13 protein-coding genes and 1 tRNA gene are annotated in these 14,016 nt (G+C 61.7%); 5 read left to right on the forward strand and 9 right to left on the reverse strand.

Annotated elements, in window-relative coordinates:
* Positions 1-61: 61 nt before the first annotated feature.
* The 3 genes from rfbC to FJ958_RS11105 form a co-directional block, all read right to left on the reverse strand.
* Positions 62-616, reverse strand: a complete 555-nt coding sequence (rfbC, locus tag FJ958_RS11095) for a dTDP-4-dehydrorhamnose 3,5-epimerase (RefSeq protein WP_140742430.1) — start codon at positions 614-616, stop codon at positions 62-64.
* Positions 617-1,498 carry a glucose-1-phosphate thymidylyltransferase RfbA gene (gene rfbA, locus FJ958_RS11100; RefSeq protein WP_140742432.1) on the reverse strand — a complete coding sequence of 294 codons (882 nt, stop codon included), beginning with the start codon at positions 1,496-1,498 and terminating at the stop codon, positions 617-619.
* Positions 1,499-2,122: 624 nt separating this feature from the next.
* The gene (locus FJ958_RS11105) at positions 2,123-2,713 is read right to left on the reverse strand and encodes a biotin transporter BioY (RefSeq protein ID WP_140742434.1); all 591 of its coding nucleotides are present in this window, start codon (positions 2,711-2,713) and stop codon (positions 2,123-2,125) included.
* A gap of 116 nt (positions 2,714-2,829) precedes the next feature.
* Here FJ958_RS11105 and FJ958_RS11110 point away from each other — a divergent pair, with 116 nt between their 5' ends.
* A complete protein-coding gene (locus tag FJ958_RS11110) occupies positions 2,830-3,738 on the forward strand; it encodes an MBL fold metallo-hydrolase (RefSeq protein WP_140742436.1) in 909 nt (302 codons plus the stop codon).
* A gap of 53 nt (positions 3,739-3,791) precedes the next feature.
* On the opposite strand, the gene FJ958_RS11115 is transcribed toward FJ958_RS11110, so the two are convergent.
* On the reverse strand, positions 3,792-4,577 hold the full coding sequence (locus tag FJ958_RS11115; protein ID WP_140742438.1) for a DUF1499 domain-containing protein: 786 nt from the start codon (positions 4,575-4,577) through the stop codon (positions 3,792-3,794).
* An 80-nt stretch (positions 4,578-4,657) separates the two neighbouring features.
* Complete coding sequence (locus FJ958_RS11120; RefSeq protein ID WP_140742440.1) at positions 4,658-6,286, reverse strand: fatty-acid--CoA ligase; 1,629 nt, start codon at positions 6,284-6,286, stop codon at positions 4,658-4,660.
* 322 nt (positions 6,287-6,608) lie between these two features.
* On the opposite strand from FJ958_RS11120, the gene FJ958_RS11125 reads away from it, so the two are divergent.
* Together FJ958_RS11125 and FJ958_RS11130 are read left to right on the forward strand one after the other, a co-directional pair.
* Positions 6,609-6,965 carry a hypothetical protein gene (locus FJ958_RS11125; protein ID WP_140742442.1) on the forward strand — a complete coding sequence of 119 codons (357 nt, stop codon included), beginning with the start codon at positions 6,609-6,611 and terminating at the stop codon, positions 6,963-6,965.
* A gap of 127 nt (positions 6,966-7,092) precedes the next feature.
* Positions 7,093-7,482 (forward strand): DUF427 domain-containing protein, encoded by a 390-nt coding sequence (locus FJ958_RS11130; RefSeq protein ID WP_140742444.1) that lies wholly within the window; start codon positions 7,093-7,095, stop codon positions 7,480-7,482.
* Between the two features lie 53 nt (positions 7,483-7,535).
* Here the strand turns inward: FJ958_RS11130 and FJ958_RS11135 are convergent, their stop codons facing one another.
* From FJ958_RS11135 to ppdK, 3 genes are all read right to left on the reverse strand, one after another.
* Positions 7,536-8,276 carry a polysaccharide deacetylase family protein gene (locus FJ958_RS11135; RefSeq protein ID WP_140742446.1) on the reverse strand — a complete coding sequence of 247 codons (741 nt, stop codon included), beginning with the start codon at positions 8,274-8,276 and terminating at the stop codon, positions 7,536-7,538.
* A 264-nt stretch (positions 8,277-8,540) separates the two neighbouring features.
* A complete protein-coding gene (locus FJ958_RS11140) occupies positions 8,541-9,644 on the reverse strand; it encodes a glycosyltransferase family 9 protein (RefSeq protein ID WP_140742448.1) in 1,104 nt (367 codons plus the stop codon).
* 129 nt (positions 9,645-9,773) lie between these two features.
* On the reverse strand, positions 9,774-12,449 hold the full coding sequence (gene ppdK, locus FJ958_RS11145) for a pyruvate, phosphate dikinase (protein ID WP_140742450.1): 2,676 nt from the start codon (positions 12,447-12,449) through the stop codon (positions 9,774-9,776).
* 224 nt (positions 12,450-12,673) lie between these two features.
* Here ppdK and FJ958_RS11150 point away from each other — a divergent pair, with 224 nt between their 5' ends.
* Complete coding sequence (locus tag FJ958_RS11150) at positions 12,674-13,018, forward strand: VOC family protein (RefSeq protein WP_140742452.1); 345 nt, start codon at positions 12,674-12,676, stop codon at positions 13,016-13,018.
* A gap of 129 nt (positions 13,019-13,147) precedes the next feature.
* Positions 13,148-13,222: transfer RNA gene (locus tag FJ958_RS11155), tRNA-Gln, on the forward strand.
* 156 nt (positions 13,223-13,378) lie between these two features.
* Here FJ958_RS11155 and FJ958_RS11160 read toward each other — a convergent pair.
* On the reverse strand, positions 13,379-13,891 hold the full coding sequence (locus FJ958_RS11160; RefSeq protein WP_140742454.1) for a DUF1772 domain-containing protein: 513 nt from the start codon (positions 13,889-13,891) through the stop codon (positions 13,379-13,381).
* Positions 13,892-14,016: the final 125 nt, after the last annotated feature.

The following is a 14,016-nucleotide window of genomic DNA, read 5'->3' on the forward strand; positions in this document are numbered from 1 at the left end:
CCCATGCAGCACCCTCTCTTGGCCACACTCTTTCTAGCTGCATTCTCTTTGGCAACGCTCATCAGTCGAACACCTCCGCCGCGGCCAGCGGCGGCGCCTTGAGGTCCTTGTCCGAAAGCTGGAAACCGCCAGGCAGCGAAGGCCATTCGATGCCGATTGCGGGATCGTCGAAACGGATCGACCGGTCATGCTCGGGCGAATAGGTGTCGGTCACCTTATACAGAACCTCGGTGTCGGGTAGGAGCGTCACAAAACCGTGCGCGAAGCCCTTGGGCACCAGGATCTGGTTGCCTCTTTCGGCCGACACTTCCAGAGCGACCCATCCTCCAAAGGTCTTCGAACCCCGGCGGATATCGACCGCGATGTCGAGGATGCTGCCACGGATGACGCGCAGCAGCTTGTCCTGGGCGCGCGGCGCGAGCTGGTAGTGAAGCCCGCGCAAGACCCCAGCGGCAGCGGAATAGGAGTGATTATCCTGCACGAAAAGCAGGTCAATGCCGGCCTGCGAAAAGCGTTCGGCATTGTAGGTTTCCATGAAGAAGCCGCGTGCATCGCCAAGTCGCTTCGGAACGATTTCCAGCAGGCCATCTATGCCAAGGGGCCTCACCTCCAGCATCTACCCCTCCGAAAGATCGACCACACGCCGGCGCAGATAGGCAGCGTACTCGTTCTTTCCGAGCCGGGTTGCCCGCTCCAGCACCTTGTCCGCCGTCAGCCAGCCCTGTTCAAAGGCGATTTCCTCCGGACAGGCCACCTTGATACCCTGGCGGTGTTCGATCGTGCGCACGAAGGAAGAGGCCTCGTGCAGGCTGTCATGAGTGCCGGTGTCGAGCCAGGCATAGCCACGGCCCAATCGGTGCACATGCAGTCGGCCGCGCTCGAGATAGACGTTGTTGATCGCCGTGATCTCCAGTTCGCCGCGGGCTGAGGGGCGGATGGTCGGAGCGATCTCGACCACCTCATTGTCGTAGAAATACAGGCCTGTGACGGCCCAGTTGGATTTCGGGTTTTGCGGCTTTTCCTCAATCGTCAGCGCGGTTCCAGTCGCCTTGTCGAAGGATACGACGCCGTAGCGTTCGGGATCCTCGACATGATAGGCGAACACCGAGGCGCCTGCGTCGCGCGATGCCGCGGTTCGGCAGAGCTGCGACAGGCCGTCGCCGAAATAGATGTTGTCGCCCAGGATCATCGACACGCTGTCCTTGCCGATGAACTCCCGGCCAATGATGAAGGCTTCCGCAAGGCCATTGGGGTGCGGCTGCTCGGCATAAGACAACACAAGGCCGAACTCCGATCCGTCGCCCAGTAGATCACGAAAGGCCGGCAGATCGCGCGGTGTCGAAATGACCAGAATCTCTCGGATTCCCGCGAGCATCAATACGCTCAGCGGGTAATAGATCATCGGCTTGTCGTAAATCGGAAGGATTTGCTTAGAGACGGCTAATGTTAGTGGATAAAGACGTGTTCCACTGCCTCCAGCAAGGATAATTCCTTTCAAAAAGCTCTCCTCGACATGCCGAAGCCCCCCGGCCTTGACCGCCAGTGCTTAGGTTTCATGCAATAGCTTGTCAATGCGGCAGGGGCAAACAAGAACACGGCGTCGGTTGCTGACATTAAAGGATGCTTTCCGCCGTTCGTAGTGCCGGCAAGGCCCGGCTCTGGAGGCAATACAGGCTGTCATCATACTGATAGCCGATCCCGATTGACGCGCTCCTCTGGCAAGGCCGATCAGCAGAGTCTCTCTGAATAGTACCATCCAAATGAGCGAACGTCATCGCAGGCGCCCCCGGTTCGCATGGGATAATCAACGAGAATAAGTGGAAAAGATACGTCCCAGAATTCAACATCGAGCCCTTGAGGCAAGAACTCATGTGACTTCCCTGTGTCCGGCGTGGCCGGCAAGGCAGCCGCCCGCAATGCTCTGCAGCAAAAGATTGCCGTGGAGAATGACGGCAATCGCTGATGCTGTCGATGCCGACAACCTCATCGCCGCACTCCAGGAACTGTCTGGCGACGTGATAGCCTTTGAAGCCCGCAACCCTATGACCAGAACCTTCTTTCGAACCGCCCATCCTCGGGACTTGACCCTGACGTCTACGGCACACCGAGCTTCTTGCTAAAATCAGGAGCGCTTGAGCAGCGACCAGACCGCCGGCACCAGGCTTGCCGCAAGGGCAACCTTGATCAGGTCGCCGACGATGAACGGCACGACGCCGAACTGCCAGGATTTTTCCGGACCGATGAGCAGCGCCAGCCAGGCAAAGCCCATCGCCATCATCACCACCTCGGCAACCAGCATCGCGTTGAAAAGCTTGATCGGGTGACGGTCCCAGCCGCGATCGGCGGCCCAGCCGACAATCGCCGCCATGACCACGAAGCCAGCGAGGTAGCCGCCGGTCGAGCCGAGCATGTAGGCAATGCCGATGCCTTTCTCCGGCGTGCTCTGGAAGACCGGGAAGCCCATCGCGCCTTCCGCCATGTAGAGCAGGAGAGTGGCGACGCCGAGACGCATGCCGAAGGCGGCAGCGATCAGGAAGACGGCGAGTGTCTGCATCGAGATATCGACAGGTCCCAGCATGACCTTGGTCCTGGCCGACAGGGTCAGCAGCAGCGTTCCGGCAATCGCCAGGACAAACTGCGTTGCCAGCCGCGCCGCGCCTTCCTGCGGCAAGGCCAGAGAAACAAGCGGGCGCATCGTCGTTGCAGTTGCCATGGTCACTTCCCCAATCCGATTTGCCGCGATCCAACAATCGCGCTCTTGCGTTTTCCTATATTGGCTTGCGTGCTATGCGGCAATCGCTTTTGCCATTCCAGGAACAATGTGGCGACATGGCCCTCAAATTCGACACCAGCTTCGATCCCAATTACGGCCAGGGCGTGAACGTGGCGCCTGACGTGCAGCGCGTCACGGCCCGTAACCCGAGCCCCTTCACCTTTTATGGCACCAACAGCTATATCGTGGGGCGCGAGACGTTGGCGGTGATCGATCCCGGTCCCGATGACGATGCGCATCTTCAGATCCTGCTCGACGTGATCGCCGGCAGGCCGGTCAGCCATATCTTCGTCAGCCACACGCATCGCGACCATTCTCCGCTGGCGGCCCGGCTGAAAGAGCGCACCGGCGCCACGGTGCTCGCTGAGGGACCGCACCGGCCGGCAAGGCCATTGCATATCGGCGAGACCAATGCGCTCGATGCCAGTGCCGACATTGCCTTCCTACCCGACATCGCGCTACCAGACGATGCGGTCGTCGCCGGCGATGGCTGGGCGATCCGGACGGTTCTCACCCCCGGCCACACCGCCAATCACGCGGCGTACGCGCTGGAAGGAACCGGCATCCTGTTTTCGGCCGATCATGTCATGGGCTGGGCGACATCCATCGTCGCCCCCCCAGACGGGGCAATGGCCGATTACATGGCATCGCTGGACAAGCTGATCGGGCGCGACGACCACCTGCTGCTGCCCGGCCATGGCGGGCCGGTGACCGCGCCGCGCAGTTTCACGCGCGGACTGAAGACGCATCGCAAGATGCGCGAGCGGGCCATACTGGAGCGGATCAGGGCCGGCGACCGGACGGTTCCGGACATGGTCAAGGCGATCTACCGGGACACCGATCCCCGGCTGCACGGTGCGGCCGGCCTGTCCGTGCTTGCCCATCTCGAGGATCTGGTGGCGCGCGGCATGGTCTCGACGGACGCCGCCCCCGCCATCGACGGCATTTTCACGCCAGCTCGATAGGCGCCTGACCCGGACGCCCGCCTTGTCGCGGGCGCGGGATCGCGGGGATACGACTATTCGGCTGGCGCCGCCCCGACCTGTCCGGCGACTTCCTGGTCCAGTTCCGCCAGGAATTCGGTGATGCGCGCGGCATTGTCGCCGAGGTCATGGCGGCCGTAACGCGAAGCCGACCGCATGTCGACGATGATCATATCGCCGTTATCGGTCACGCGGATCGCCACATCGGCCGGGAGGCCGAGCGCGAAGCTCGAGGCGACGGCGGTAATGGTCACTTCTCTCTGCCCAGCGAGGTCGGGATAGGGTTCCGAAAGGTCCCAGCCGCGCCGGTCGAGCACGGTTTCGACGGCATTGACGACGGTCTCGAACGGCAGGTCATAGCTGCGTGCGCTGACCAGCGGATAGCTGTCGGTCTGCAACGTCTGCTCGCCCGGCGTGGACGGAGACAGCACATTCATGTCGTTCGTGCGGTCACTCACATCGAGCGCGGGCGGATCGTCGAAATCGGTCGAGATGTCCCTCAGCGGCGGATAGATCGTCGCCCAGTAGGCAGCGACGCCATACGGGGTAAGCACCAGCAGGGCCAGCAAGGCGCCGACGGTCAGATCGCGGCCGCCACGGTCGCCGAAATTCCATAGCCTGGAAAAGGCCAGCCCGGCAAACAGCAGCGCCAGCGCCGCCAAAAGCGCGACAATGCCCAGCACCCACAGGAATACGGGCGTCTCGACGAGACCGAAGCGATGGCCGACGAAGTCGGTCAGCAAAAGCACCGCTGAAAATGCGCCCGTGCGCCGCGACCAGCCGGCGGCCTTCGACGTTTGCCGTTCGGGAATGCTAACCATTGTTCTCTGCGCTGTCCCCACCCGGACGGAGGTTTAGTGCCTTTTTGCGACGGCTTGAAGCCGAAACACGCAACATCCCGTCAATCCGTCGGCAAGCGATAATCCCTGAACTGCTGGCGCAAGGTGATCTTCTGGATCTTGCCGGTGGCGGTATGCGGTATTTCGCCGACGAAAGCGACATCATCGGGCATCCACCATTTGGCCAGCTTGCCATCCATGAAGCCGAGAATATCAGCCTTGGTCGGTTCCTTGCCCGGCTTGGCGACGACGACCAGCAGGGGCCGCTCGCCCCATTTCGAATGATGAACACCGATGGCCGCCGCTTCCGCCACGTCCGGATGGCCGACGGCCAGATTCTCGAGTTCGATGGTCGAGATCCATTCGCCGCCGGACTTGATGACGTCCTTGGCGCGATCGGTGATCTGCATATAGCCGCCGGCATCGATATGAGCGACGTCTCCCGTATCGAACCAGCCGTCCTCGTCGAATTGGTCCGCGCCCGCGCCGCCATAATAGGCGCGGGCAACAGCCGGACCGCGCACCTTCAGCCGGCCAAAGGTCTTGCCATCCCAGGGTTGCGGGTTGTTCTCGTCGTCGGTCACCTTCATTTCGACGCCAAAGGGCGGGTAGCCCTGCTTGCCCTGGATGTCGAGCCGCGCCTCTCCCTCAAGACCGACATATTCGGGCTTCAAGGTGCACAGCGTGCCGAGCGGCGACATCTCGGTCATGCCCCAGGCATGGATCACCTGGACACCGTAATTGTCCTGGAATTTCGTCATGATCGCGCGCGGGCAGGACGAGCCGCCGATGACGACCTTGTTCAGATGAGGCAGCTTCCTGCCGGTTTCTTCCAGATATTGCAGCAGCATCATCCAGACCGTCGGCACGGCAGCGCTGAAGGTCACTTTCTCGGTGTCGAGCAATTCGTAGATCGAGGCGCCGTCCATCTTGCAGCCAGGCATGACCAGCTTGGCGCCGATCATCGGCCCGCTCTGGCCAAGGCCCCAGGCATTGGCGTGGAACATCGGCACCACCGGCAGAATCGTGTCGCGTGCCGACAGGCCCATCGCATCGGGCATGGCCGCGATCATGGCGTGCAGCACGTTCGAACGGTGACTATAGACAACGCCCTTGGGATCGCCTGTCGTGCCAGATGTGTAGCACATGCCCGCGGCAGTACCTTCGTCGAAGGTCTTCCAGGCGAAATCGCCATCGACCTCTTCAAGCCAGCCTTCATAGGCGACGGCGTTGGGCAGCGCCGTTTTCGGCATGTGCGCATTGTCGGTGAGCACGATAACCTTTTTCAGCGATTTGACGGCGCCGACGATCGTCTCGAGCAACGGTATGAAGGTAAGGTCGACGAAGACAGCCTTGTCCTCGGCATGGTTCATGATCCAGACGATCTGCTCGGGAAACAGGCGCGGATTGAGCGTATGATAGATCGCGCCGATGCCCATGATGCCGTACCAGGCCTCGATATGGCGAGCGGTGTTCCAGGCCAGCGTGGCGATACGGTCGCCCAACCCATAGCCGTCGCGTTCCAGCCGCTGTGCGACCTTCAGAGAACGACGATGGATGTCGGCATAGGTGGTGCGCACGATCGGCCCCTCGATCGAACGCGACACGATCTCGCGCACGCCATGCTGCCGTTCAGCATTATCGATCAGCTTGTGGCACAGCAGTGGCCATTCCTGCATCAGCCCCAGCATCTCGTTCCTCCCCTAGGCTTTTTGCGTTGTAGCTTTGGTTCATTGTGAAGCGAACCGGAGGATTGTCCAGTCACTCGCTTGCATGGCGAACGATTTTCTGAGGCCGCGCAAAATCGGCAAACAGTTGAATTTTGACAGGTTTTGGGCCTTCGGCTCCTGAATGCTCGTGCCGACAAGGTGGCAGGAGGGTCGAAACCATCCGTGTTGGAAGCGGTGTCGTATTGGACGAAATCACGAGTAAATTCGCCACAATCCGGCCATCGTCCGCGTTAAGTTTCGTTAACGGGCAAAGGGGTGCGATTGGCGACTGAAAGAGGTTCGCATGGACGCGCAGCTCGACGACAAGGCCCTGGAGAGCACACTTGCGGAAAGCCTGGCCGATTTGGTGCCGGACGAAAAGACTGTTTCCGAAGAAGAATTTGTTGAAGTTGTCGGCGGCGCGCTCGAAGCGGTCGGCGGCACGCTGCTGTTCAAGATGTGCGTCCAGAACGAAGGGGAAGGCCAGCACGTCGCGGCGGCATCCGTCGGCGATGGCGGCAATCGCCAGTTCCTGCTGCTCACCTTGCCGACCGGCGGCGGCGCGCTGAAAGTCGAGACCGTTTCGAGAAGCAGCAATCCGGTGGCGGGCATCGCGGCCGCCTATGCCGGCCTGCTGGATGCCTTCAAAGCCGCCGCCTGAGCCTCAGCGGACACGAAAGCGCTGGTGTGCCACCCCTCGGCGGCTGGCGGCTGCCATGCTTGATGCCAAGGGGCTTGCGCAACAGCCGTATCCGCCACACCTTAAGGCCAGGCAAGGAGGAACTAGCATGGACAAGATCGCCAACCCGGCACCCGGCTTCCAGCGCAATCCTGACAAGATCATCACCGTCGAGCCCTATGTCGGCACTATCACGGTGCGCGTCGGCGATTCGATTATCGCTTCATCTGCGAAGGCCAAGGTGCTGACCGAGGCGCCTTATCCGGTCGCCTTCTACATTCCGTTCGCCGATATCGATTTCAACAAATTGAGCGGCACGGAACACTCGAGCCATTGCCCCTACAAGGGCGACGCCAGCTATTGGAGCGTGCTGCCGGCTGGCGAGGCGGGCAAGGACGCGATGTGGGCCTATCGGAAACCTTTCGACGAAATGACCGAGATTCGCGACCACGGCGCGTTCTACGCCAGCAAGGTCAGCATCGAAGCCAAGCCGGGCTGAGCACTTCGCGTCAGCCATTTGCAGGCCGGTATCACCTTAATATCAACGCGCAATCAGTCGGTAGTGCCGTGATCGCCTGTGCCGTCGGCATCGTCGAGGCGCACGAAGGTCATGCCCTTGTTCTTGAGCGCCAGGAGGCCCTGCACCACGCCCTCGCCGGCGGCGTGGGTCGGCTGGTTGATGTGGGCGATGATGACGTCACCGTCCTTGGCCGCGGCGATGCGCTTGGCGGTTTCCTTGGCGCCGAGCAGCGAGCCGCCATCGCCATTGATCGAGAAGCCGGCAATCTTGAAGCCGAGCTTGCGGATCATCGCGATGGCCGAAGGGCTGTATTCGGCGGTTGCGCCACGGAACCATTTCGGCGCCGGCTCACCCGTCCTGGCAAGAGCAGCGGCGCCCGATTCGACCTCGGCGAGCACCGCGTCAGGGCTGCCGGCGCTGCGTATGCCATAGATTTTCTGCGGCGTGTCGACCGCCGGAATATGGCGCCCGCCGTGATTTTCCAATTCGAAAAGGTCCGGATGTGCCCGCATGATGGCGACGGCCGCGGCGTTGCGCTTCAGCCAGATACCGGTGACGAAAATGGTGGCTGGTATGTTGTTTTCCACCAGCGCCGAGAGAATCCGCGTGTCGGTCTGTCCGCCGCAGGCATCGAGCGTGAGCGCGACGTGGCCCGCTCCGCTAGCCGCGGGCTTGATGTGCAGCGTGGGCTCTACCAGCGTCGCGGCATTGGCACTGGACAGCAGCGCCAAGGACGTGGCGATCATGCAGAGATGTCTTTGCAGCAGACGCATCAACCCGAATTCCTGACTGGCGATTTCTAGAGCATGATGCCGAAAAGTGTGAAGCGGTTTCGGACGACATCATCTCTTGGATTTAGAGGCAGATTCAGATTTCAGGTCGATTCGACCTGAAATCATCCGGCTCTAGCCGGTATCCCAAAACCCGCATGAAGGCGGAAATCGGGACGATGGATAGCAGAAAATGCCCGGCGCGGCGATTTGACCGCCCGCTGGGTGACCCCGCCTTTCGAGGCAGCCCCGACGATCAATCGCCGCTCAGACAGCGCCTTCGCGCTTCATCTCGGTGCGCGCGAGAACCTCGCGGGCCGCTTCGACGACAGGCTTGACCTCCAGGCGCCAGACACAACACGCCTTGCTGGGGTCGGTGCGGCGGCACAAGTCCTTGGCCACGCAGTCGCATGGCATCGGCGGCCGAAGCGCGATGCTGGGCACACCGACAGGTCCCCAGCGTGAAGGATGCGTCAGGCCGAACAGCCCGACAACCGGCGTGCCCGCGGCAGCGGCCATATGCATCGGGCCGCTCTCATTGCCGAGAAACAGCCGGGCCTGTTTCAGGACCGCCATCAGGCTCTCGAGCGACAATGTGCCGACAAGATCGACGACCGGCGTCGCTGTCTTGGCCAGGACCTGCGCGGCGGTCTCGCGTTCGTCCGGCCCTCCCACCAGGACGACGCCCAATCCGGCGTCGGTCGCAATTTCGTCGATCGCCTCGGCAAACCGTTCCGGCTGCCATTGCCGGCCCTTGAAACTGGCGCCGGCATGGACGGCGACAAAGGCGTTCGGGCGAAGATGGTGCTTGCCCAGAAGCGTCAGGGCTTTCACGGTCTCGAACGGCAGCGGCTGGATGCTTGGCACCGTCACGCGCAAATCGACCCCAAGCGCTTCAAGCGGCGAAAGATAGCGATAGACAAAATGCTGGCCGCCAAATCCGTATGGTTTGGCACGCACATTGGCAGGCTGCCTCTCCAGCAGCCGCAGCGGCCTTTCGGACGGATCATAGCCGACGCGTGTCTTTGCGTTGACGAGCCCGCTGATGATGCGCGAGGTTTTTGAATCGGTCAGGTCAATCGTCAGGTCGAAGCGGAAGCCACGCAGCGCCCGCACCATGGCGTAAAGCTCCTTTGCGCGCTCCAGAGTGGTGCCGCGCATGCGGGACCGCCTGAATGCGACCACCTCGGAGGCGATGCCATGCGCAACCACGAAGTTCTCGAATTGCGCTTCGCAGAGGAAGACGATCCTGGCACCGGGGAATTCGAGTTGCAGGTTCCTTGCCAGCGCCGAGGCAAGAACGATGTCACCTATGAACTTCGTTTGAATGATCAGGATCGAGCGGAACTGCACGGGTGAGATCTGCAACATCTGATTCCGAAGACAATTGGCGGGCCGTCCGCAAATTGGGCAGAAACAATGTCGAGATTACGCGATGCCGTCAGCACGTTCGCGTGAGTTTTCATACAAAACCGTAAGCTTTGATACAGCCTGACCGGCTTAGCCACGCTCCTTCGCCACCTGCACAGCAGCCTGCGCGGCCGCCAGCCTGGCGATCGGCACGCGATAGGGCGAGCACGACACATAGTCGAGCCCAACCTCCTCGCAGAAACGGATCGACGAGGGATCACCGCCATGTTCGCCGCAGATGCCGAGCTTGATCTGAGGCCGGGTCGCCCTGCCCTTTTGCGCGGCCATGCGCACCAGTTCGCCGACGCCATCGATGTCGAGCGAGACGAACGGATCCTGCTCGATAATGCCCTTCTGGCGATAGGTCTCCAGGAATGAAGCCGCATCGTCGCGCGAGATGCCGAAGGTGGTCTGGGTGAGGTCGTTTGTGCCGAAGGAGAAGAACTCGGCCGATTCGGCGATGACATGGGCACGGATCGCGGCGCGTGGCAGTTCGATCATCGTCCCCGTGAGGTAATCGATCTTGATGCCGCTCTCGTCCATGACGCTTTTGGCGACCGCGTCGATGCGCGCCTTCACGTAATCGAGTTCCTTCACAAGGCCGACCAGCGGCACCATGATCTCGGGCACCACCAGCGCGCCGGCCTTCTTGCCGGCCTCGACGGCCGCCTCGAAAATGGCGCGCGCCTGCATCTCGGCGATCTCGGGATAGGAGACAGCCAGCCGGCAGCCACGATGGCCGAGCATCGGGTTGAATTCGTGCAGGGCCTCGGTGCGCTGCCGAAGCTTGTCTGGCGATACATTCATGGCGGACGCGACCTCGGCGATTTCGGCCTCGGTCTTGGGCAGGAATTCATGCAACGGCGGGTCAAGCAAGCGGATCGTCACCGGCAGGCCGGCCATGATCTCGAACAACTCCAGGAAATCCGAGCGCTGCATGGGCAGAAGCTTGGCAAGGGCCGCGCGCCGGTCCTTCTCGGTGTCGGCGAGGATCATCTCGCGCATGGCCACGATGCGGGCGCCGTCGAAGAACATGTGTTCGGTGCGGCAAAGCCCGATACCCTCGGCACCGAAGGAGCGCGCCATGCGGGCATCGAGCGGCGTTTCGGCGTTGGTACGCACCTTCATGCGCCGCGCCGCGTCCGCCCATTCCATGATGGCGGCGAAATCACCAGACAATTCCGGCTGCAGCATCGCGACGGCGCCCTTGAGCACTTGGCCATTGCCGCCGTCGATGGTGATGACATCGCCCTTGCGGAAGGTCTGCCCCATCGAGAGCAGCGTGCCGGCCTTGTAATCGACGCGCAGCGAGCCGGCTCCGGAGACGCAGGGCTTGCCCATGCCGCGCGCCACGACCGCCGCATGGCTGGTCATGCCGCCACGCGTGGTCAGGATGCCCTCGGCGGCATGCATGCCGTGGATATCTTCGGGACTGGTCTCGATGCGCACCAGGATCGCCTTGCGTCCCTGTGTCTTGAGGTCCTCGGCATCGCCGGACGAAAAGACGATCTCGCCGGTGGCGGCTCCGGGCGACGCCGGCAGGCCGACGCCAATCACATCACGCGCGGCCTTCGGGTCGATGGTCGGGTGCAGCAACTGATCGAGCGAGGCAGGGTCGATACGAGCGACGGCCTCCTCCTTCGTGATCAGACCGTCCCTTGCCATCTCGACAGCGATCCGGAGCGCGGCCTTGGCGGTGCGCTTGCCGGACCGGGTCTGCAGCATCCACAACTTGCCGCGCTCGATGGTGAATTCGAGGTCCTGCATGTCGCGGTAGTGCTTTTCCAGACTGTCGGAGATGGTGACGAAGGACTGGAAGGCGTCCGGCATCAGCTTCTGCAGCGACGGCTTGTCGGAGCCGGCGGCGATGCGGGCCGCTTCGGTGATGTTCTGCGGTGTGCGGATGCCGGCGACGACATCCTCGCCCTGCGCGTTCACCAGGAACTCGCCATAGAGCTGCTTTTCGCCGGTCGAGGGATTGCGGGTGAAGGCCACGCCGGTGGCGGAGGTCTCGCCCATATTGCCGAACACCATGGCCTGGACGTTGACCGCCGTACCCCAGCTTTCTGGGATGTCGTGCAGGCGCCGGTAGGTGATGGCGCGATTATTCATCCAGCTTGAAAACACAGCACCAATGGCGCCCCAGAGCTGTTCGTGCGGGTCCTGAGGGAACGGCCTGCCGAGTTCTTCCTCGACCTTGGCCTTGTAGAGCGCGATCACGCCTTGCCATTCGATGGCCGTCAGTTCGGTGTCGAGTTCATGGCCGAGGCTGGCCTTCTGGTCTTCCAGGATCTCCTCGAACACCTCGTGATCAAGGCCCATGACGACATCGGAATACATCTGGATGAAGCGGCGGTAGCTGTCATAGGCGAAGCGCGCATCGCCGGAATCGGTGGCCAGTGCCTCGACCGTCTCGTCGTTCAGGCCGAGATTGAGCACGGTGTCCATCATGCCCGGCATCGAGGCGCGTGCCCCGGAGCGCACCGACACCAGCAACAGCTTCGACGGATCGCCGAACCGACGGCCGGTCAGCCGGCCGATATGATCGAGCGCGACCGCGACATCGGCTTCCAGTCCCGCGGGATAGGTGCGGCCGTTGGCATAATAAGCGTTGCAGACCTCGGTGGTAATGGTGAAGCCCGGCGGCACCGGCAGGCCCAGGCTGCACATCTCGGCCAGATTGGCGCCCTTGCCGCCCAGCAGATTCTTGTCGCCGGCACGGCCTTCCGCCGCACCATCGCCAAAGGTGAAAACCCATTTGGTCATGCTTTGCTCTCCGGTTGCAGGAGATTGGAAAGGTTGGCGAAACGGAAAGTTCCGCCCGTGTCCGACTTTGGAGCGATATGATGCTGCAGTGCGAAAGGCAAGCGCCGGAAAAGCCGGCTGGCCGCTACAATCGATTAAGAAAAAGCCCTTCCGGGACATGCGGCAAAAAGACTTGCCACCTCACGGTTCGGTGTCTAGAACATAAAGAGAACAAGAGGTGCCTCATGAAACAGAATGGAAAACTCGACTATCTGGAAATGCCGGCGACCGGCGGCACACTGGATCGGGTGAAGGCTTTCTACAGCACCGCCTTTGCCTGGTCGTTCACCGATTACGGGCCGACCTACTCAGCCTTTGCCGAAGGCCTCGACGGCGGTTTTCAGGCCGATGCCGCGGAAGCATCGGCAAAGCCGCTGCCCGTGCTCTATAGCGAAAATCTCGAGGAGACCCTCCACGCTGTGGAAAGCGCTGGCGGCACGATCGTCAAGCCGATCTTCCCGTTCCCGGGCGGCCGACGTTTCCACTTCGTCGATCCGGCTGGCAATGAGTTGGCTGTGTGGTCCGAATAGTCCGTTTGTAGACCACCGGGGGCCAACCGCACTGCTGGTCGATTTGAGTGTTCCCGTGATTGCTCATAAGCATTGTGCTTTTCGGCTGCTCTGCTAATAACGCGCCGCACAAGCGACTCTGACGGCTATTGGGGCGTCGCCAAGTGGTAAGGCATCGGTTTTTGGTACCGACATTCCCAGGTTCGAATCCTGGCGCCCCAGCCATCTATTTTCGTCAGCTACAGCAACCACTTAGTGGAGCTGAGCGCTATTTGCCGGGATGAGCGCGGGCTTCGGTTTCGAATCCCTTGGCGTCCCGCATCTGCTCTCACGTTTCAAAGTCGGCCCGTCGGAAGCTGGTTGCGACAGTCAGGTAACCTATCAGACGTCATGCAACGCGATTGCCGTGGTCAGCAGGGCCAAGCTCAGCATCGCCGCCACTGCGCGCATAACATGCGAGATCTCCCACCGGTTGCGAAGAGCGATCCACTCTGTCTCCTGTGACTGGGCTGGACGTCCTCTACCCTCGGTACCGAAGAAGCCCTTGGCGGGTGAGCTCAATTCAACGCCTTGCAGCCAGCACTTGTTCACCGGCTGGGTCATGAACCAGAAGATGCCCTGCATGACCAGCAGTGCGGCCAACGCGCAGGCGATCAGCCAGAATTGGATCGACCCCACTCTCGCAGTCAGCAGCGACGCAAGCGTCGCAATGATCCCGCCAACCTCCGCGACGCCGCCCCCGATCGTAAACCCTGGATAGTAGATCTGCTGGACGACAAAATACCGCTCCTTGCCGAGCCTGAGCTTACCAGGCAGTTCCAGAGCGTGGGCAAGCGCCATAGCCATCGCGCTCGCTACCAAGATGACGGTCACTACTTCAAGCAAAACATACATCGCGATCTCGCTTCGATGGCATTGCCCCGGCCCGCGAAAGAGCAGCCATCCGTAGTTCGAGCGGCTCCAAGTCGAACGCGACCGCCCCGATCGAGTTCCATCGAGCTAGCCGCTACCGTCGTGAA

Origin of the sequence: Mesorhizobium sp. B2-3-5 (assembly GCF_006442395.1) — a bacterium.
Classification (GTDB): Bacteria; Pseudomonadota; Alphaproteobacteria; order Rhizobiales; family Rhizobiaceae; genus Mesorhizobium.